Raw genomic sequence first — 20,204 nt, forward strand, 5'->3', positions numbered from 1 at the left:
TAATGATTGTTTTCTTAATCAAGTTTAGCGTGCGTTACGCTGTCGCTAACGCACCCTACGGATCTAAACTAAACTTCAACAAAGCTGGGAATATTTACCATTAAATCCTCCCTTTTCTCCCGAATTTCCCCAGAAAAATGCTTATCTATTAAATCTGCAACCTGTTCGGCTTTAACTTTACTATAACGAGTTTTATCAGGCATAACTAAATTAGGACCAGCTTTACAGTTTTTCATACAGCCAGTACCTTTAATAGCGACTGAATTTTCTAAACCATGATTTGTTAATTCTGACTCCAAAGCTTGACACAAAGCTTTACCACCGCGTTTCATACAATCAGATTTTTGACAAACTAAAATTGTTTGCACTTTGTCCGGTTTCGTCTTAGCTAGATTTTGGGCTGTAACTGTTCTCATATCAGCACTTGCAGCCATAACTCGTTCCGCTACCAATGTTACCTGATCTTTTTTGGCGTTGTATTGTTTTGTTCCCACAACTTGTAACCAAGTCCCTTGAGGTAAGCGCAAATCAAAAGCACTCCGTAAATGTTTGGCTAATTTTATATAACATTCCCCTTCGGAAGTCCATAATAACAAGCCTTTTAGCTTATATCCATCCTTGATGACAAAATCCAAAAATCTGCCCTCAAAACAAAATTCTGTTACTTGTGAATTAGTATATATACTCATTTTTCCCCTATCTAACTAAAATTTTTGGTAACGAATACGCCAACTATTTTCGATGTTTTTAATCAAGTCTTGACGAGAAGCACTGAATTGTTGAATTACACTCCAGAGTTGAATAGCTGCGGTGGGGTTATTTATTTCTACTATTAAAGGCTGGTTAGTCTCACAAATACAAATTATATCTAATTCTTGTAAGCGTTGATAAACTTGCCAACGGTCTGCCCAATCTATATCAATAACGTGCTTTTTGTCTGTTTCTGAGCTAGAAGATTTCAAGTGGATAGCCCCCAAAATGCCATTAAATTGCAGTTAAACTAGAAACTCACAGCCTAAATTTACAACTTAGTCGGAGTTTAGCCTCTTTCTCTAGAATACACTAAGTGCAAAATATTGTCATTAATTTTGAGAAAAAATCTCATCTTTTTAAATTGAGGGATATGCACATTTTGCGATTTAAGTCAATATATATAGCTACAAAGGCAGATATATTACAAAAATTGATGATTGCAATTACTAATAATGTCAAAGTTTTTAATATTTAGTAGCCTTATTTTTATTTTAAAAATGCTAAGATGTTAAAAGTAAGCAGTTAAAAACTATAACTCTTAAAAAGAGAGGAAAACCATGTCTGATACGCAAACTATATTACACAACTTTGGTCAGGTTTATGACAATTTTGTATTATTAGATCACAGTGTAACCGCACCAGTTGTTGAAGGATTCAATGTCGTATTAGCTAGTTTTCAGGCATTGTATCTACAATATCAAAAACATCATTTTGTAGTTGAAGGTGCAGAATTTAATTCCCTGCATGAATTTTTCAATTCCAGCTACAAAGAAGTACAAGATCACATTCATGAAATCGGCGAACGTTTAAATGGTTTGGGTGGAATACCAGCAGCGAGTTTTAGTAAATTAGCTGAATTATGCTGTTTTGAAACAGAAGCAGATGGTGTATTTTCGGCGCGAAAGATGGTAGAAAATGATCTAGTAGCCGAACAAGCGTTAATTGGTGTAATTCGCCGTCAAGCCTCACAGGCTGAGAGTTTGGGCGATAGAGGTACAAGGTATTTGTACGAGAAAATCCTCTTAAAAACTGAAGAAAGAGCGTATCATTTAGCTCACTTCTTAGCAAAAGATAGTTTAACCTTGGGTTTTGTGCAACGGGCTGAAAACTAAACTTTTCGTAATCTCGATTCAACTAAACTTAAATGGTAAAAATTTTTAGTAATTGAGAATTTTACAAAATTAATCCTTTTGGCAGAAAAGTGTAAATTATCCTTTCTGCCATTTTTTATAATTGCATATTTTCCATATTTAGCTAATTAAAAATTTTCTCATTTATCCATGTAAATATAAATGCAAATTTTCAAATATTTGACATATATCTAAAAATAACTTATTGATAATCTATTTAAAAAAATAATTAAGCAAATAAAAATATTTTGCAAAAAATTGATCATGATAACTTATAACCAATAAATAAACACCTAACCTCTCTGCGTCTTTGCGCCTCTGCGAGAGAAAAAAATATGAAAACTAGTCAGAAAAATCCTCCATATCCATAATTCTTTCTCCTGTTAGCAATTGCTACCCGGAAAAGTTGATAATGAATGGCATGATGGGGGGTAAAGACCCTTAAAATAGTCCAAGATTTGTATTTTTGTCATCTAAGGTAAAAACTATGCCCCGTCGTCAAGACCTCAAAAAAATTCTCCTGTTGGGTTCAGGTCCCATTGTCATTGGCCAAGCCTGTGAATTTGATTATTCTGGAACTCAAGCCTGTAAAGCCTTGCGAGAAGAAGGCTATGAAGTAGTGCTGGTCAATTCTAACCCAGCGACAATTATGACTGACCCCGAAACAGCGGACCGCACTTATATTGAACCGCTGACACCGGAAATAGTGGAAAAAGTTATCGCCAAAGAACGACCAGATGCTTTATTACCAACTATGGGCGGACAAACTGCGTTGAATTTAGCTGTGGCTTTGGCAAAAAATGGCGTTTTGGAAAAGTACAATGTCGAGTTAATTGGTGCGAAATTACCAGCCATTGAAAAAGCCGAAGATAGGAAACTGTTTAACGAGGCCATGGCGAAAATTGGCGTAGCAGTATGTCCCAGCGGTACAGCTTCTACTTTAGAAGAATCAAAAGCGATCGCTTTAGAAATTGGTACATATCCCCTAATTATCCGTCCAGCCTTTACAATGGGGGGGACGGGGGGCGGTATCGCCTATAATCAAGAAGAATTTGAAGAAATGGCCCAGGTGGGTATTGACGCTAGTCCGGTTTCCCAAATTCTCATTGACCAGTCTTTATTGGGCTGGAAGGAGTATGAATTAGAGGTAATGCGAGATCTAGCCGATAATGTTGTTATTATCTGTTCTATTGAAAATCTCGACCCCATGGGGATTCATACAGGAGATTCTATCACGGTTGCTCCTGCTCAAACTCTCACCGATAAGGAATATCAACGGCTGCGGGACATGGCCATTAAAATTATCCGGGAAATTGGTGTAGAAACCGGTGGTTCTAATATCCAGTTTGCAGTAAATCCCGAAAATGGTGATGTAGTTGTAATTGAAATGAATCCCCGTGTATCTAGAAGTTCGGCTTTATCTTCCAAAGCTACGGGTTTTCCCATTGCCAAAATTGCGGCTAAGTTAGCGGTGGGTTATACGTTGAATGAACTACAAAACGATATTACCAAGAAAACCCCCGCTTGTTTTGAACCGACCATTGACTATGTTGTCACAAAAATTCCCCGGTTTGCATTTGAAAAATTCCCTGGTTCTGACTCGGTACTCACGACACAAATGAAGTCAGTGGGTGAAGCCATGGCCATTGGCCGCACATTTAATGAATCTTTTCAAAAGGCTTTGCGGTCTCTGGAAACAGGCCGCGCTGGTTGGGGTGCTGATAAGGCCGAAAAATTGCCCAGCGGTGAACAAATTCGCGCCCAGTTGCGGACACCAAACCCAGAAAGAATCTTCTCTGTACGTCATGCTATGCAATTGGGAATTAGTAATGAGGAAATTTACGAATTAACAGCCATTGACCCCTGGTTTTTAGATAAGTTACAAGAACTGCTAGAAATAGAAAAGTTTCTCAAACGCACTCCCTTAAAGCAGTTGACAAAAGAACAGATGTATGCGGTCAAAAGAAATGGTTTTAGCGATCGCCAAATAGCATATTGTACTAAAACTAAGGAGGACGAAGTTCGCGCCTATCGCAAATACTTAGAAGTTATCCCCGTTTACAAAACCGTTGATACCTGCGCGGCGGAATTTGAGGCCTTGACTCCATACTATTATTCTACTTACGAAGAAGAAACGGAAGTATTACCTAGCGATAAACCCAAGGTGATGATTTTGGGAGGTGGTCCCAACCGTATTGGCCAAGGGATTGAGTTTGATTATTGTTGTTGTCATGCTGCGTATTCTTTACATGATGCCGGGTATGAAACTATTATGGTCAATTCTAACCCAGAAACGGTTTCTACAGACTATGATACCAGCGATCGCCTCTATTTTGAACCGTTAACAAAAGAGGACGTTCTCAATATCATTGAAGCGGAAAATCCCCTGGGGATAATAGTCCAATTTGGTGGTCAAACACCATTAAAATTGGCTGTACCGTTGCAAGAATATCTCCAACAACAAGCAGCCCAAAATCAGGAAATCCAAAATCCAAAATCCAAAATCCAAAATCCAAAGATTTGGGGAACATCACCTGATTCTATAGACATGGCGGAAAACAGAGAACGGTTTGAAAAGATTCTTCAAGAATTAAATATCGCTCAACCGCCTAATGGTATGGCTAGAAGTTATGAAGATGCTTTAATTGTTGCCAAGCGTATTGGATATCCAGTGGTGGTACGTCCTAGTTATGTACTGGGAGGACGAGCAATGGAAATCGTTTATTCTGATACTGAATTGGAAAGGTATATGACCTTTGCAGTTCAAGTAGAACCAGAACACCCCATTTTAATTGATAAATTCCTGGAAAACGCCATTGAAGTAGATGTAGATGCGATCGCAGATCACACTGGTAACGTTGTTATCGGTGGCATCATGGAACATATCGAACAAGCGGGTATTCACTCAGGTGATTCCGCTTGTACCTTGCCCTCGATTTCCTTATCTCCAGCAGTGCTAAACCAAATCCGTTTATGGACAGTAAAACTAGCACAAGCTCTATCCGTAGTGGGATTAATGAATATTCAGTTCGCCATAGTTGGTAATAATAGTTATTCTCCCCAGGTGTATATTCTGGAAGCTAACCCCAGAGCATCACGGACTGTTCCTTTCGTATCTAAAGCTACAGGCGTACAATTAGCCAAACTAGCCTCCTTAGTTATGTCCGGTAAAACCTTAGAGGAACTAAAATTCACCAAAGAAGTCATTCCCTCACATATAGCCGTTAAAGAAGCCGTTTTACCATTTAGTAAATTTCCGGGTACAGATACCATATTAGGTCCAGAAATGCGCTCAACAGGGGAAGTAATGGGCATTGATAGGGATTTCGGCCGCGCCTTCGCTAAAGCAGAATTAGGTGCAGGAGAAAAACTACCGCTTCAGGGGACTGTATTTGTATCTATGAGTGATAGAGATAAACCTTTAGCCGCTGATGTGATTAAAGAGTTTATTAAATTAGGCTTTACAATTATGGCCACCCAAGGTACACGCCAAATTTTAGAAAAAGCAGAGTTAGAGGTGACATCAATTCTTAAACTCCATGAAGGTCGTCCTCATGTTCTTGATGCTATCAAAAATGGCAACATTCAACTCATTATTAACACACCCTCTGGAGAAGAAGCCCATGCAGATTCTAAGCTAATTCGTCGCACAGCGTTAGGTTATAAAATTCCCATTATTACCACCATTGCAGGCGCTAGGGCTACAGTCGCGGCTATCCGTTCTCTGCAAAATACTACCTTAGATGTCAAAGTTATCCAGGAATACTGTCATCAAAGTTAGAGGACTTCAGCCCTTGTGACGAGAGAATGAACCACGTTCTAGAAATATAAGCGTTCTAGTGAGGGTGTTGTCAAAGGATAGGACAGGAAGGAAAAAAGTAGGTTTCAACCGGATTTTACCTTTACCTCAGTCCTATTTTCTTAACTACTAAGCATTGACATAAATATTAAGCAATTATTACAAGACAATAATTATGGTTATCATTGAGATATTTTAACAAATATGAGGAAGGAATTTTTTTCGGGAGACATTTGGCTCAAATCCTTTAAATGTAAGATGTTCAGCAACTTGAGATTTTGAGGTGATGTCAGTTAGCTGGGAAAGTGCGGATTTTGCGGTAGTCAAATTATTCTCATAAATGTTACAATTCTTAACACCGCTAAAAACGCAAAAAATATCTGACTTGCTACCCTGTATCTAAGCCATAGATACTGGCAAAAACCAGCGTATAACTGTAGTATTTGGCGGTAAAATACCTAATTTCCCAAAAGATGAGCAACAGTCTTTGACTAGGCGCTTTTGTTGTCAACCATCATCAGGGTTTCTAGTCCAATTAGGTAGCAACCTCCCAATATGATGATTCGATTCACGAGTCTATCAAAACACAGCACACAATAGTGTAACCCACCATTACCAAAGAGTAGCGCCATGAAGACCGCTAAAACAGCCACCGACCTCGTGCGGACTTACCTGCGTGAGATTGGCCGTGTGCCACTCCTCACCCACGAAGAAGAGATTTTTTATGGTAAACAGGTGCAACGATCTACTGCATTGCATGAGATCCGGGAAGGTCTTGCTACCCGGTTGGGTCATCCACCAAGTTTAGAAGCATGGGCAGCAGCATCTGATTTAGAAGTATCAGAATTAAATCAGGCCATTTCCCAAGGTGAAATAGCTAAACGGAAAATGGTAGAGGCCAATCTCCGATTAGTTGTTTCTATTGCCAAAAAGTACATTAAGCGCAATGTTGATTTACTTGACCTCATTCAAGAGGGCAGTATTGGTATGCAAAGAGGTGTAGAAAAGTTTGACCCCACTAAAGGCTATAGATTTTCTACTTATGCTTATTGGTGGATTCGTCAAGCTATTACCCGTGCTATTGCGGAAAAAGCCCGGACTATTCGCCTACCTATTCATATTACCGAAAAACTCAATAAAATTAAAAAAGCCCAGCGTCAACTATCCCAAGGTCTGGGACGTGCGCCTACAATAGCTGAATTATCCCAAGAATTAGACCTCACACCTAAACAGGTGCGAGAATATCTAGAAAAGGCTCGTCTGCCATTATCTCTAGATTTGCGTTTAGGGGATAATTATGATACTGAACTTGGGGAAATGTTAGAAGATACAGGTGCAACACCGGAAGATTTTGTCATGCAAACTTCTCTATCTTATGACTTAGAGCGGATGATGTCAGAACTCACCCCCCAACAACAGGATGTAATTAGTCTACGCTTTGGACTAAAAGATGGACAATCCTTGACTTTGGCTAAAATTGGTGAAGTTCTGAATATTAGCAGGGAACGGGTTCGTCAAATTGAACGCGAAGCTTTAAGTAAACTTCGCAAATCTAAAGCCACTATGAATGAATATCTTGCAAGTTAGTCCCTTGTTTTCTGCTTTATGGGTGGATTTTCCCCACCCATACCCATACTCATAGGTGAAAAAAACCCCCATTTCTAGTACGGTTAAACCGACTACCTCAAAAGGAATAATCTGCTATATTAGTTAATATCATCTGTATATCTGTATAATAGTCAACTAAATCGAAGCAACAATACTATCAGTTATTTCAGTCACAAACCCCATTGTTAGCAGTGACACTATAGGAGGTCAAGCGTGAGTAATCAATCTAACCGAGTATCAGAATTTTTTAATAGTGAGTCGGAAGCCAGTAATTTATTATGGCAATACGTTAAATCCTTAAGTCCAGATACAATTACTCAATTATCCAAACCCAGTTCCCATGAAGTTTTACAGGTCATGGAACGTAATATTATCGGACTTTTAGGAAATCTCCCTTCTGAACAGTTCGGTATTACTATTTCTACCAGTCGAGAAAGTTTGGGTCGCTTATTAGCATCCGCGATGATTAGTGGTTACTTTCTACGGAATGCAGAACAAAGAATGGGTTTTGATATGGTTATACAAGCAACAGAAGCAAATAATAGCGAAACTGAATAATATTATTGTAGCTTAGGAAAATTATCAAAACAAAGATCAACTCGGTAGAGATATAATTAATCTGCCGAGTTTTTTGATTATTTATTGGTAGTTGATAAGTAATATTAAGTAGATGAACGAAAAAAAGACGACAAAAACCTGTTCCCTGTCCCCTGTTCCCTGTTCCCTTGTCATAACGACATTTAACGACAACCTACTTATATGACTGAAAGCAATTTTTCTATTCCTCATAAAATTATTGGTGTTGCTGTTATTTGGAATGACCAAAAACAGATTTTAATTGACCGTCGGCTTCCCCAAGGTACAATGGGTGGTTTATGGGAATTTCCGGGAGGAAAAATCGAAATTGGTGAAACTATTCAAGAATGTATTAAACGCGAAATATCGGAAGAGTTGGGAATAGAAATTGCAGTTGGAGAACATTTGATTACTATTGATCATACTTATACTCATTTACGAGTGACTTTGACAGTCCATCATTCTCAACATTTAGCGGGTGTTCCTCAAGCCATAGAATGTGATGAAATTCGTTGGGTGAGTTTGGACGAATTAGATAATTTTAATTTCCCGGAAGCGAATGGGGAAATTATCACAGCTTTAAGGAAATATCAATTTTAACAAAAACCTGTTCCCTGGCATTTTTGACATTTGGAGGATCTGCGTGAACCATAAGGTTAGATTCTCCCTGTACCTTGACAGGAAGAACATTCAATTTTCTCGTTTTTGTGAGTAGACAAAACCCCACTATACTGATCTCAATTGACGTACACCCACGTATTCCCTATATTTGCACTGAGAGAATTTTGATTTTGCCTGGGATTCCCTCAAATTGCCCTAAGATTGCCCTGAAATAAACGGTAAATTAGCGATCGCAGCCAAGCACTAGGTCGTATAATTAGATCAGGAAAATTAGCACCTGTATTGAAATTGTGAGACTTTCAACTGAATCACCTATTATTACTTCATCAATTTTGCGGTGTGAAGAAGTCATAGCTATCTTGCGTCCTCAGCATGACGCGATTCGGGCGTTTCACGTTGCATCACTGTTTTTATTTGGTTCAGTGGCACGAAATGAAGCTACGCCTAGTAGTGATATTGACTTGTTGGTTGAATTTTCTAAACCCGTCGGGATGTTTACCTTTGCGCGGCTACAAATTTATCTGGAAAAATTGTTAGGTTGTGCGATTGATTTAGGTACACCGGACTCCCTCAAGCCTTATTTAAACGATGTTGTCATAGCTGAGGCGAAACGTGTCTTCTAGAAGTTTGCAACAGAGATTACGGGATATTCTCGAACAGGCTGAAGAGATTTTAGTTTTTGCCGATGGTTTGGACTTTGAGGCTTTTTGTGCTGATGCCAGGACTGTCAAAGCGATTCTATATGATTTAGCGGTTATTGGTGAGGCTGCACGCAGTCTTCTTCCAGATATTCTTGACATATATCCCAATCTACCTTGGCAAGAAATGCGTGCTTTAAGAAATCTCGTAATTCATGAATATTTTCGAGTAAGTTTGCCTATTGTTTGGACAACAATCAATGAAGATTTGCCACCGTTAATTGAGCAAATTCGTGAGTTGATTAATAGAGTTTAAGGAGGGTATTTTGATGAATTGGGCTGAGTTTATAAAAGAAATTGCACGTCAAAAATTACATAAAGAGGTGCATCGGTTGACTTTTCTTGAAATATTTGGAGACAACGAATCACCAACAATAGATAAAACAATAATGCTAAATTAGTTGATGCGATCCCTGTACGTGGAGATATTTATGGTTTTAATTAATTAAAAATTTAGACTTTTATGGTATAATGGCATTGCTAAAAATGCTTTTTCAACAAAAGCAACATTTATTTTTAAAATGAAAAGTAACAATCTATTAACACTATTTATTTGTTACTAATAATTTTCTACAATGGTTAAAAAGACTTTTATTAAAGGTGTAGGTAAAAAATGTCTAAAACCGTTGCTGACGTGATGAGTCGTGATCCTATACTTGTCCGTCCTCAAACTCCATTAAAAGAAGCTATCCAGATTTTAGCAGAAAAACGAATTAGCGGTTTACCTGTAATTGATGACGCGGGTAAATTAGTGGGGATTATATCAGAAACAGACTTGATGTGGCAAGAAACTGGTGTCACCCCACCCGCTTATATTATGATTTTGGATAGTGTGATTTATTTACAAAATCCTGCTACCTATGAACGAGATTTACATAAGGCTTTAGGACAAACTGTAGGAGAAGTTATGAGTAAAAATCCCGTGGCTATTTCTCCTCAGAAATCATTAAAAGAAGCGGCACAATTGATACAAAATCACAAAGTTCAGCGTCTCCCTGTTCTTGACAATGGGGGTAATGTCATTGGTATTCTCACTCGTGGTGATATTATTCGTGCTATGGCTGCTGAGTAGGAAGCACAGAAGAGAAATATTTTTAAGCAACAACTGACAACTGACCACTGACCACTGACCACTGACATAGGATAATTAAATGGCTGTTTCTGCTGATACTATCAAAACATCACTAAATTCTGACAATTTGGGCGATCGCTTACGTGCGGTTAATCAAATCCGCGAACTAGAACCACATATCGGTTTAGAATTAATACAGATTGCTATAGGTGATAGCAGTGCGCGGGTACGTTATGCTGCTGTCAGTCAAATGGATACCCTGGGAAAACAGGATTTACCATTATCCTTGACAATATTACGGGGTTTACTTGAAGATCCTGAAGCAGATGTCCAAGCAGCAGCAGCAGACTGTTTAGGTGCGCTAAAATTACATGATGCTTTTGAGGACTTACAAAAGCTTTACCAAGAAACATCAGAATGGTTAGTCCAGTTTAGCATCATTGCCACATTAGGAGAATTAGGAGATATCCGAGCCTTTGAATTACTTACCCAAGCACTCACTTCCGATAATGGCTTAATTCAAACTGCGGCCATTAGTTCTTTTGGTGAGTTGGGAGATACAAAAGCAGTTCCTCTCCTGATTCCATACTGCACTAATCCAGATTGGCAAGTACGTTATAGAGTTGTTCAAGCTTTAAGTCGCTTAGGTAATGATGAAGCTAAATCTATTTTAGCAACTTTAGTGAATGATGAAGTAGAGGCTATTGCTAATGAAGCTAAAAAAGCCTTACAGTTAGTTTAGCCTAGTAGTTGCGTTTATTCGATAAAGCGCAACTGCTGAACTCACTTTTCTAAATAACTTGATTTTTGATTGATATAAAGAAATTTGATTATTAACCACCATATACCTGCGGCCAAGTCGTCAATAGAAATACTATAACCGCGCTGATAGCTAGGACACCTTGAATCAAATTTCCCACCACCGTTCCCACAGTAATTCCGATACCAGCTTTTACCGCAGGCCATAATCGTCTTTGGTAAAGGAACTCACCTACAATTGCACCTAATAATGGTCCAAATAGAATACCTAATAACGGTCCACCAAAGGGTAAAGCAGGTAATAATCCAAAAAATCCCATTAACAAACCCACAAAAGCGCCAATTTGTCCCCACTTACTAGCACCGGCTTGTTTTGCACCAATGTAACCAGCAAAGAAATCAACTCCCGTACTTAGAAGTAAAACAATGATTGTCACAATCAGGGGAATTTTAATAGCAGCAAAGGAATGACTGACCATTCCCCAGATGATAATAGATATTAAAATCAGGCTGCTTCCAGGGATAGCAGGAACTACAGCACCAATAACTCCCACCAACATTATAGCCAATAATAGCCAATAAATAATCTGCATAATTAATTTAGGAGTTGGAAGTTAGGAGTCAGAAGGAAGAAAAAAATTACTCATTACTAAAAATGACAGCTAAATTAGCTACGCAAAAACCATTTATTTTGACTTATAAAAATGTGATGATCGAAAACCTGGGTTGGGATATAAGGTCTCTTGAGAGGGGAGAGTGTCAAAATTACCCACTCCTCTATCATAAATATACAACTTACAGCAATTTTAATGTACTCATACCACACTTTTGTTTTTATATTCCTTTCTTCCTTTGCGACTTTGCGCCTTAGCGTGAGACTTGAAAATGTGGTTTATTTACCTAAAAATCACTGTAATTAGTTTAATTACCCCTTCGCGCTTTTGGTTCTGCGCGTCTTAGTGGGAAACCTTGATCAAAAATAAAGCATAATTAACCATTATCAAAATTATCAAACCAAGAAAAAACATTATGAACACACAGCCCCTCCCCCTCCGCGTCGGAGTTCTCGGTTTTGGTGGACTCGGCCAAGCAGCAGCCAAACTCCTTTCCAGCAAACAGGAAATGATTCTCGTCGCCGCCGCAGACCAAAAAGGTTACGCTTACTCTAGAGAAGGCTTAAACACCCAAAGTTGTATCACAACCTACCAAAATCAAGGTACAGTAGGTTATTTAGAATCCGTTGGGACTTTAAGTGACAACAGTATTCAAGAACTAATCACCACCAGTCAGCCCGTAGATGGTTATTTTCTGGCTTTACCCAACCTTCCTAATGATTTTATCCCTTCGGTAGCTAAACAGTTCATTCAAGCCGGTTGGCGCGGTGTCCTGGTTGATGCTATAAAACGCACCAGTGCCGTAGAACAACTTTTAGCTATGAAAGATGAACTACAAGCAGCGGGAATTACTTACATGACTGGCTGTGGTGCTACTCCCGGACTCTTAACCGCTGCCGCCGCTTTAGCTGCCCAAAGTTACGCTGAAATCCACAAAGTAGAAATTACCTTTGGTGTAGGAATTGCTAACTGGGAAGCTTACCGTGCTACTGTGCGGGAAGATATTGGCCACATACCCGGTTATACAGTAGAAACTGCTAGAGCCATGACAGACCCAGAGGTAGAAGCACTACTAGATAAAACCAATGGTGTGTTAACTTTAGCGAACATGGAACACGCCGATGATGTGATGTTAGAAATAGCGGGGATTTGTTCACGGGATAGAGTCACAGTTGGTGGTGTCGTTGACACCCGCAATCCGCAAAAACCTCTCAGTACAAATGTAAAAATTACCGGACGCACCTTTGAGGGGAAAATATCCACTCACACCTTCACATTAGGGGATGAAACCAGTATGGCAGCCAATGTGTGTGGTCCAGCCTTTGGTTATCTTAAAGCTGGTCAAGAATTGCATAATAGGGGCATTTCTGGCTTATTTACCGCAGCGGAAATTATGCCAAAGTTTGTCAAATAGACATCTGGTGAAAAATATTGTAGAGACGTTCCATGGAACGTCTCTACAAGGGTTGTAAGTCACGCACATTTAATTACCTCCAGATGTCTAATAGGTGATTGGTAAAAAACAAAATCCCCGACTTCTTTAAGGAGTCCGGGATCTTCTCCAGATATTTAGCCTAAGTCCTAACCTATACTATCATATACCTTGAACATAGGCAGATACATAGCCAGCAAAATTGTCCCTACCATTCCCCCCACGACCACAATCATCAGTGGTTCTAAAATACTAGTGAGTGCTTTTACGGCCTGTTCGACTTCATCTTCATAAAAATCAGCAATTTTCATCAACATTGCATCTAGTTGACCTGTTTCTTCACCGATAGTCATCATCTGAATTGCCATAGCTGGAAAAACAGCTTTTTTGAGTAAAGCAATACTAATCATACCCCCCTGTTGCACCTCTTCACGAGCAGCGTCAATAGCATTAGCAACAACTTGATTTCCTGAGGTATCCCGCACAATTTCTAAAGAGGTTAAAATGGGTACTCCAGAGCGGGTTAAAGCCCCAAAAGTGCGACTAAAACGAGCAATGGATGATTTTTGAATCAAATCACCAAACAAAGGTATTTTTAAGGAAATAGTGTCAATACTTAACTTCCCAACTGGGGTTTTATAATACTGCTGATAGAGAAACCACAATGCAAATAAAACCCCAATTACTAATAGAGATAAATAACTTCGTAATACTTCACTACAAAGGAGCAAAAATTGCGTCAGTGCCGGTAATTCTGCTCCCAAATCTTTAAATATCTTTGCAAAAATGGGAATCAGAAAAACTGTCATCCCTACAAAAATAGCAGTTGCTAAAAAACCCACAACTGCTGGGTAAGCCAAAGCTGATTTAATTTGGTTTTGTAACCTTGCCATGTCTTCTAATAATTTAGAGAGACGATTTAAGACCTCATCTAATACACCACCAATTTCTCCAGCCTCTACCATACTCACATACAAACCATCAAAACAATCAGGATGTTTACTCATGGCATCTGAGAGGTTAACGCCAGATTGAACATCAGCACTAATTTCTATTAAAGCCGCTTTTAGTTTAGGATTAGTACACTGTTCAGCTAGTACACCTAAGCCTCTAACTATCGCCACACCTGCATTTACTAAAGCAGCAAATTGACGAGAAAAAACCGCTCTATCTTTAACAGAAACATTAACCAAAGAATTCTGAATTTTCTTGATATCCAACCGAGAAGCCAGAGTTTGAAATTCTTTGATATTCTGAATAACAAAACCTTGATTTCTCAAATTTAGCCGGGCTTCAGTCAAGGAATTAGCGGTAAATTTTTCGCTTCTAGCTTTTCCTTGGGAGTCACGAATAACAGCAATGTAAGTAGGCATGATATTAGTTCGGTTATTTGTTACTTGTTAGTTGTCATTGCAAAAAATCATTTTCCCATATTACCCATTACCTATTACCCATTACCCATTAATTTTAATTTACTTTAGCTCCCGCTGCTGCTGTTGCGCCAATTAGACGCTGCAATTCATCTGGTTTAGAGGTTTTAGACATTGCTGCTTGGAAAGAAATAGCTCCAGCTTTATATAAATCAGCTAAAACTTTCTCTAAAGTTTGCATTCCCAATTTACCTCCAGTTTGAATAGCTGAGTAAATTTGTGCTGTTTTTCCTTCTCGAATCAAGTTAGAAATAGCTGGAGTAATAATCATAATTTCTTGGGCCATTACTCGTCCATATTCACCTGGGTTAGGATTTTTCTTAGGTACTAAAGTTTGACTAAAAACTGCTATTAAAGAGTTAGACAACTGTACCCGCACCTGAGTTTGTTTTTCTGCTGGGAAAACGTCAATCATCCGGTCAACAGTTTGTGAGGCAGAACTAGTATGTAATGTACCAAATACTAAATGACCTGTTTCTGCTGCGGTAATTGCCAAAGAAATGGTTTCTAAATCTCGCATTTCTCCGACTAAAATAATATCAGGATCTTCCCGTAAAGCTGCTCTTAAAGCATTAGCAAAACTTTTAGTATCTTCTCCTAATTGGCGTTGATGAACCACACTTTTAACTGGTTCATAAACAAATTCAATGGGGTCTTCAACTGTTATAATGTGTTCCGCCCTAGTGCGGTTAATTAAGTCAATCATGGCCGCTAGGGTAGTGGTTTTTCCCGAACCTGTCGGACCTGTAACCAGAATTAGCCCTCTGGGTTTATTCGACATTTCCCGAACGACCTCTGGTAAACCTAATGTATCAAAACTGGGGATTTTAGAACTTAAAGCCCGTAAACAAGCAGCATAAGCACCACGTTCTTTATAGACATTCACCCGGAAACGAGCCAACCCCCTGACACCATAAGAACAATCTAATTCCCATGTCTGTTCTAAGGTTTTGCGCTGAGTATTATTAAGCATACTGAAAATTAGCCTTTGACACTCATCCGCTGTGAGGATGTGGTCGCCAATGGGTGTAAGATGGCCACTGATACGGAAATAGGGCGGTAAACCAGCGGATAAGTGCAAATCTGACCCACCCATATCAATCAGTTGTTCCATCAATTCTTCAATCATGATTTCCATACTTTGACTTTGCTCCCATTAAAAATTAAAAACCTTAAACTAAAACCCCACACTGACTGTACTTAATTCGTAAATCGAGGTGTCGTACAGTAGGGACAATCTAACCATTGTGGTTGTAATTCTGCGCTACAAGTACGACAAGTCAGACCACTTTTCCGTTTAGCCTTTAATTCAGCCTCTACACCACTATCTGTAAATGTTACCCGTTCTACTTCCTCTAAAGTAGTTATACCTTGACGAACTAAGTCTAAACTGTAAGCGAGTAAAGTTTTCATACCCTCTTCCACAGCTAGTTCTTTAATCCGTTCTGTGGACGCTTCTTTGTTAATCAGGGTTTGTAAGTTTTCAGTAATTCGCATTACTTCGTAAACACCACAACGCCCCTTATAACCCACACCATGACATTTTGGACAAATATTTGCACTATGGGCAGGTATTTCTTCTGGTGGTATGGTATTAGCTTTATAGAAAATAGTGGAAATTTCTTGGGAAACTGATAAACCATAACGAGCTAGTTCTTGGTGAGTGGGAGCATAGGGAATGCGACATTCAGAACAAACACGACGGACTAAACGTTGTGCTAAAACACCAATTAGAGAACTGGAAATCATGAACGGTTCAATCCCCATTTCTCCTAAACGAGCGATCGCTCCGGGTGCATCATTCGTGTGTAAAGTAGTTAATACCAAGTGACCTGTTAATGCTGCTTCAATGGCCGTTTTCGCTGTTTCCCTATCCCGTGTTTCCCCCACCAATAACACATCTGGATCTTGACGCAAAAAAGCCCGCAATGCCGTAGAAAAATCTAACCCTTTTTGACGAATTACCTGGACTTGAGTAATTCCCGGTAAACTGTACTCAATGGGATCTTCTACCGTACTGATATTAATCCCCGGATCATTCTTTTCTGATAGTGCTGAATACAACGAAGTGGTTTTACCCGAACCTGTCGGTCCTGTCACCAAAATCAATCCGAAGGGCTTGCTTACCATATCTTTGACCATATTTAAAGTTTCTGGATCAGTAATTAACTTATCCAAACCCAATTGAGTCGCCGAGTTATCTAAAATCCGAATCACCACTTTTTCTCCGTACCGACTAGGTAGGGTACTAACTCGGAAATCCACCTTTCTTCCTTCAAAAATACGGCGAATACGTCCATCTTGAGGTAAACGTCTCTCAGCAATGTCTAAACTAGAGATAATTTTAAACCGGGCTATGACTGCCGAAATAATTCTTTTCGGCATATTTTCAAAGGCCTCACGCAATACCCCATCCTTGCGGAAACGAACTCGCAGATGTTCTTCTTGAGGTTCGACGTGAATATCAGAAACACCCTCATTTAAAGCCTTGAGCAAAATCCGATTCACAAGTTTAATAATTGGTGCATCCTCAGCCCCCTTCACTGCTGAACTCAGATCAAGATCCTGCTCAGAACTTTTATCTAATTCTAGAGTGCCTAAATTATCTAAATCCTCTTTAACATCATATGTTTTTTGCTGATCTAATATCCTTTGTTGTACAGCTTGTTGATCTAAATATTGATTAATGATTTGTTGGTAATCTTCTAGGGTAATTACCATGCGCCGCCAGGACAACCCTTGAGGACGCAATATTCGGTTGAGTTCATCACCAGCTTCCAGGTCATCTGGATTAACCATCGCTACCAAAATATACGGTGGGTTTTCATAATCATTTCTTGACCATGGTACTAACTGATACCGACGACAAATTTCAACAGGAATCAGGTTCTGAATTAAACTACTGATCTGTTTGATCTCAATTTCCTGAACTTCTAAATCCAACGTCTCAACGCCGTATAGAATCTTCAGTTCAAATAAATTCTGTTTTCTGTATTCCCTGGAAAACTCAGGTGATAGTTGTCGCCCAGTGATAGACTCTAATACTTCTGTTAACTGTCGGCCAGATTTGCGGCTTTCAATCACAGCCCGTTTCATTTGCTCATTATTGACATAGCCAGATTGTATCAGTTTACTGCCAAAAGCCGAAAACTCGGTTCTTGGAGTCAGCGCGGTACTCCGTTCTTGCGGTGATGAGTAAGTCATAAGTAATTTAGCCAGGGCTAACAACAGTTATTTAAAATCTAGTTATATCTATATATATTACCTGATATAATTAGTGATCAAGCTGCTCTTTACCTAATTTAATAGGTAAAACCTAATTATTGTTGAATCCTAATGGCTGATACCTGGAAAAGTAATTCCTGTAGTCTTTGTGCTTCAATCCAATAAAGCTAAAAATGACACGGCTATTGGTCAGTTATTTCTTTATGCTTGTATTCTGTTTCATTTACATTATATTTTGTGACTAGAACTCGTGAACCCTTAGTTAGTTTAGCACTGTATCATGCCTTTAAGTGGTCGGTAATTAGCCCCTTGCTACACACATACTTCCGAGGCAAAATTTATGGCGCGGAAAATGTCCCCCACAGCGGTGCTGTGATCATAGTTAGTAATCATGCTAGTTATTTTGACCCACCTATAGTTTCCAGTTGTGTCCGTCGTCCAGTGGCTTACATGGCCAAGGAAGAATTATTTAAAGTCCCTGTTTTAGCCCAAGCAATTAAATTATACGGCGCTTACCCCGTCAATCGCGGTACTGCTGACCGCAATGCTATCCGTGCGGCTCTAGAATATTTAGAGCATGGTTGGGCTGTGGGTGTATTTTTAGAAGGTACACGCACTCCAGATGGTCGCATAAGTGACCCAAAAAGAGGCGCAGCCCTCCTGGCGGCTAAGGCCAAAGCTCCTTTTTTACCAGTGTGTTTATGGGGAAGTGAACAAATTTTACAACCTGGTTCTTCTTTACCTCGTCCAGTGCCTTTAACTATTAGAATTGGTCAATTAATTGATGCTCCCAGTTCTACTAATAAGGAAGAATTGACAAGAGTGACTCAACAATGTGCAACTGTAATTAATCAAATGCACGATTTGGGCAGGTAAAATTTAAAAAGGAGATGCACTATAGCATTTCCTTTCTCAGTCAGATACAGGAATTAGCAATAAACCGCAGATAAACCCAGATAAATCTGTACCTGGGTAGAGTAAGAATCTTACGCCAAATAATCAGCTAAATATCAAAAAATTAATTTATACTGAAATTACTATCTAAATAATATCAAAGTCAGACTAATGCAACCAGAAAATGTACAGGTAGGCTTATTTGGATTAAATCATTCCAATAGAGACTTTTCTCAAAGAGAAAGTTGGGGAAAAAATCAATTTAATAATTCTTTTCCCGCATCCTTAGCTTGTTATATGTATCAGAAAGGTTTAAAACTTAATTATTTAACCTTGGCAAAGATGTTATATGAATTTGCTCTGGTCGGTAAAATAAATCATAAATTGGTGATTGATACATTAACCTATAACACCAAGAATGATAAAGCCTTTGCTTTAAGTGGTTCTAATACTCGTCCTTATATGACTTGTGATAATTTGCTTCAACCCAGAATTACCAAAGAAGAAATTAAAAATATCATTTTAGGAGGAGGACAAAACTTTTTAAGTCCTGAAAGAAGATTTGATGCTATTATTTTCAGCAATCCAGAAATTTTTGATGATAGACTAAAGGAAATTTAATGAATATACAAATGAAATCGTCTTCCTTAAAGGTCATAGATATATTTTCTGGTTGTGGTGGTTTATCGCTAGGATTTCAGAATAGTGGATTTGAAATTGTCGCTGCTTTTGAAAACTGGAAATCTGCCATAAATGTTTATCAGCAAAATTTTCATCATCCAATTTTTGAATATGATTTGAGTCAGGTAAATAATAATTATTTAATATTTAAAGAATTATTACCAGATGTAATTATTGGTGGTCCACCGTGCCAAGATTTTTCTAGTGCTGGTAAGCGGAATGAAGATTTAGGGAGAGGAGATTTAAGTATTACATTTGCTGAAATAGTAGCTAATGTTTCTAGTCAATGGTTTGTTTTAGAAAATGTAGAATTGTTTAGAAAATCTTACAAATATCAAGAATTTAAACAAATTCTTCAATCTGCTGGTTATGGTTTAACAGAAAAGGTATTAGATGCTAGTTTATGCGGTGTACCACAAAAGAGGAAGAGATTTTTCTGTATAGGAGAACTTGGTGGTAAAGATGATAATCTCAAAACTTATCTAGAAGCTAATTTATCTAAAAAACCGACAACTATTAGAGATTATTTAGGAAATAGTTTAGGGATTGAATATTATTATCGTCACCCTAGAACTTATCAAAGAAGAGCCATTTTTACTATTGATGAACCAAGTCCAACTATTAGAGGTGTAAATAGACCAATACCTAAAACTTATCAACAACATCCCGGAGATGTTGCACCATTAACACCAGATTTACGTCCTCTAACTACTCGTGAAAGAAGTTATATTCAAACTTTCCCTGATGATTTTATTTTTGTCGGTTCAAAAACAGATTTAGAACAAATGATTGGTAATGCTGTACCCGTTAAATTAGCAGAATATGTTGCTAAATGTCTGCTAATGTATATTGAAGATAAAAATAAATATCACATATCTGATGTTTCGTTGTTAACTGTTTAAATTATCATAT

General features: G+C 38.5%; 19 protein-coding genes. 13 read left to right on the forward strand and 6 right to left on the reverse strand.

The annotated features are described in order from the left end of the window. Positions 1-68 precede the first annotated feature (68 nt). Both ACIR131C_RS0105645 and ACIR131C_RS0105650 read right to left on the reverse strand, forming a co-directional pair. Positions 69-689, reverse strand: a complete 621-nt coding sequence (locus ACIR131C_RS0105645; protein WP_028089412.1) for a (2Fe-2S) ferredoxin domain-containing protein — start codon at positions 687-689, stop codon at positions 69-71. 15 nt (positions 690-704) lie between these two features. After that, the gene (locus ACIR131C_RS0105650) at positions 705-962 is read right to left on the reverse strand and encodes an Asr1405/Asl0597 family protein (RefSeq protein ID WP_028089413.1); all 258 of its coding nucleotides are present in this window, start codon (positions 960-962) and stop codon (positions 705-707) included. Positions 963-1,310: 348 nt separating this feature from the next. Here ACIR131C_RS0105650 and dpsA point away from each other — a divergent pair, with 348 nt between their 5' ends. The 9 genes from dpsA (at position 1,311) to nblB (ending at position 10,999) form a co-directional block, all read left to right on the forward strand. Then, entirely contained in the window at positions 1,311-1,865 is a 555-nt protein-coding gene (gene dpsA / locus ACIR131C_RS0105660; RefSeq protein ID WP_028089414.1) for a DNA starvation/stress protection protein DpsA, read from the forward strand. A gap of 505 nt (positions 1,866-2,370) precedes the next feature. After that, positions 2,371-5,664 carry a carbamoyl-phosphate synthase large subunit gene (gene carB, locus ACIR131C_RS0105665; protein WP_028089415.1) on the forward strand — a complete coding sequence of 1,098 codons (3,294 nt, stop codon included), beginning with the start codon at positions 2,371-2,373 and terminating at the stop codon, positions 5,662-5,664. Between the two features lie 648 nt (positions 5,665-6,312). Next, positions 6,313-7,269, forward strand: coding sequence for an RNA polymerase sigma factor, RpoD/SigA family (locus ACIR131C_RS0105670; protein ID WP_028084705.1), 957 nt, complete (start codon positions 6,313-6,315; stop codon positions 7,267-7,269). A gap of 234 nt (positions 7,270-7,503) precedes the next feature. Then, positions 7,504-7,848, forward strand: a complete 345-nt coding sequence (locus tag ACIR131C_RS0105675) for a DUF760 domain-containing protein (protein WP_028089416.1) — start codon at positions 7,504-7,506, stop codon at positions 7,846-7,848. A 201-nt stretch (positions 7,849-8,049) separates the two neighbouring features. Next, entirely contained in the window at positions 8,050-8,466 is a 417-nt protein-coding gene (gene mutT / locus ACIR131C_RS0105680; protein ID WP_028089417.1) for an 8-oxo-dGTP diphosphatase MutT, read from the forward strand. Between the two features lie 311 nt (positions 8,467-8,777). Beyond that, positions 8,778-9,110 (forward strand): nucleotidyltransferase family protein, encoded by a 333-nt coding sequence (locus tag ACIR131C_RS0105685; protein WP_231387571.1) that lies wholly within the window; start codon positions 8,778-8,780, stop codon positions 9,108-9,110. Further along, entirely contained in the window at positions 9,100-9,441 is a 342-nt protein-coding gene (locus tag ACIR131C_RS0105690; protein ID WP_028089418.1) for a HepT-like ribonuclease domain-containing protein, read from the forward strand. Before ACIR131C_RS0105685 ends, ACIR131C_RS0105690 begins: the two co-directional genes overlap by 11 nt. A gap of 357 nt (positions 9,442-9,798) precedes the next feature. After that, positions 9,799-10,257: a CBS domain-containing protein gene (locus tag ACIR131C_RS0105700; protein WP_028089419.1), complete on the forward strand. Its 459-nt coding sequence runs from the start codon at positions 9,799-9,801 to the stop codon at positions 10,255-10,257. A 79-nt stretch (positions 10,258-10,336) separates the two neighbouring features. Beyond that, positions 10,337-10,999 (forward strand): phycobilisome degradation protein NblB, encoded by a 663-nt coding sequence (gene nblB / locus ACIR131C_RS0105705; RefSeq protein ID WP_028089420.1) that lies wholly within the window; start codon positions 10,337-10,339, stop codon positions 10,997-10,999. A gap of 91 nt (positions 11,000-11,090) precedes the next feature. Here nblB and ACIR131C_RS0105710 read toward each other — a convergent pair whose 3' ends face one another. Then, complete coding sequence (locus ACIR131C_RS0105710) at positions 11,091-11,609, reverse strand: DUF456 domain-containing protein (RefSeq protein ID WP_028089421.1); 519 nt, start codon at positions 11,607-11,609, stop codon at positions 11,091-11,093. Between the two features lie 436 nt (positions 11,610-12,045). Between ACIR131C_RS0105710 and bioU the strand changes: the two genes are divergently transcribed. Next, positions 12,046-13,044 carry a (S)-8-amino-7-oxononanoate synthase BioU gene (bioU, locus tag ACIR131C_RS0105715; protein WP_028089422.1) on the forward strand — a complete coding sequence of 333 codons (999 nt, stop codon included), beginning with the start codon at positions 12,046-12,048 and terminating at the stop codon, positions 13,042-13,044. A gap of 167 nt (positions 13,045-13,211) precedes the next feature. On the opposite strand, the gene ACIR131C_RS0105720 is transcribed toward bioU, so the two are convergent. The 3 genes from ACIR131C_RS0105720 to ACIR131C_RS0105730 form a co-directional block, all read right to left on the reverse strand. Continuing rightward, positions 13,212-14,435: a type II secretion system F family protein gene (locus ACIR131C_RS0105720; RefSeq protein WP_028089423.1), complete on the reverse strand. Its 1,224-nt coding sequence runs from the start codon at positions 14,433-14,435 to the stop codon at positions 13,212-13,214. A gap of 94 nt (positions 14,436-14,529) precedes the next feature. Further along, positions 14,530-15,630, reverse strand: coding sequence for a type IV pilus twitching motility protein PilT (locus ACIR131C_RS0105725; protein WP_028089424.1), 1,101 nt, complete (start codon positions 15,628-15,630; stop codon positions 14,530-14,532). A gap of 62 nt (positions 15,631-15,692) precedes the next feature. Next, entirely contained in the window at positions 15,693-17,696 is a 2,004-nt protein-coding gene (locus tag ACIR131C_RS0105730) for a GspE/PulE family protein (RefSeq protein ID WP_028089425.1), read from the reverse strand. A 258-nt stretch (positions 17,697-17,954) separates the two neighbouring features. Here ACIR131C_RS0105730 and ACIR131C_RS0105735 point away from each other — a divergent pair, with 258 nt between their 5' ends. From ACIR131C_RS0105735 to ACIR131C_RS0105745, 3 genes are all read left to right on the forward strand, one after another. Then, positions 17,955-18,593, forward strand: a complete 639-nt coding sequence (locus ACIR131C_RS0105735; RefSeq protein WP_028089426.1) for a lysophospholipid acyltransferase family protein — start codon at positions 17,955-17,957, stop codon at positions 18,591-18,593. A 189-nt stretch (positions 18,594-18,782) separates the two neighbouring features. Further along, complete coding sequence (locus ACIR131C_RS0105740) at positions 18,783-19,232, forward strand: HindVP family restriction endonuclease (RefSeq protein WP_028089427.1); 450 nt, start codon at positions 18,783-18,785, stop codon at positions 19,230-19,232. 11 nt (positions 19,233-19,243) lie between these two features. After that, on the forward strand, positions 19,244-20,194 hold the full coding sequence (locus tag ACIR131C_RS0105745) for a DNA cytosine methyltransferase (protein WP_035371561.1): 951 nt from the start codon (positions 19,244-19,246) through the stop codon (positions 20,192-20,194). Positions 20,195-20,204: the final 10 nt, after the last annotated feature.

Origin of the sequence: Dolichospermum circinale AWQC131C, assembly GCF_000426905.1 — a bacterium.
Lineage (GTDB): Bacteria > Cyanobacteriota > Cyanobacteriia > Cyanobacteriales > Nostocaceae > Dolichospermum > Dolichospermum circinale.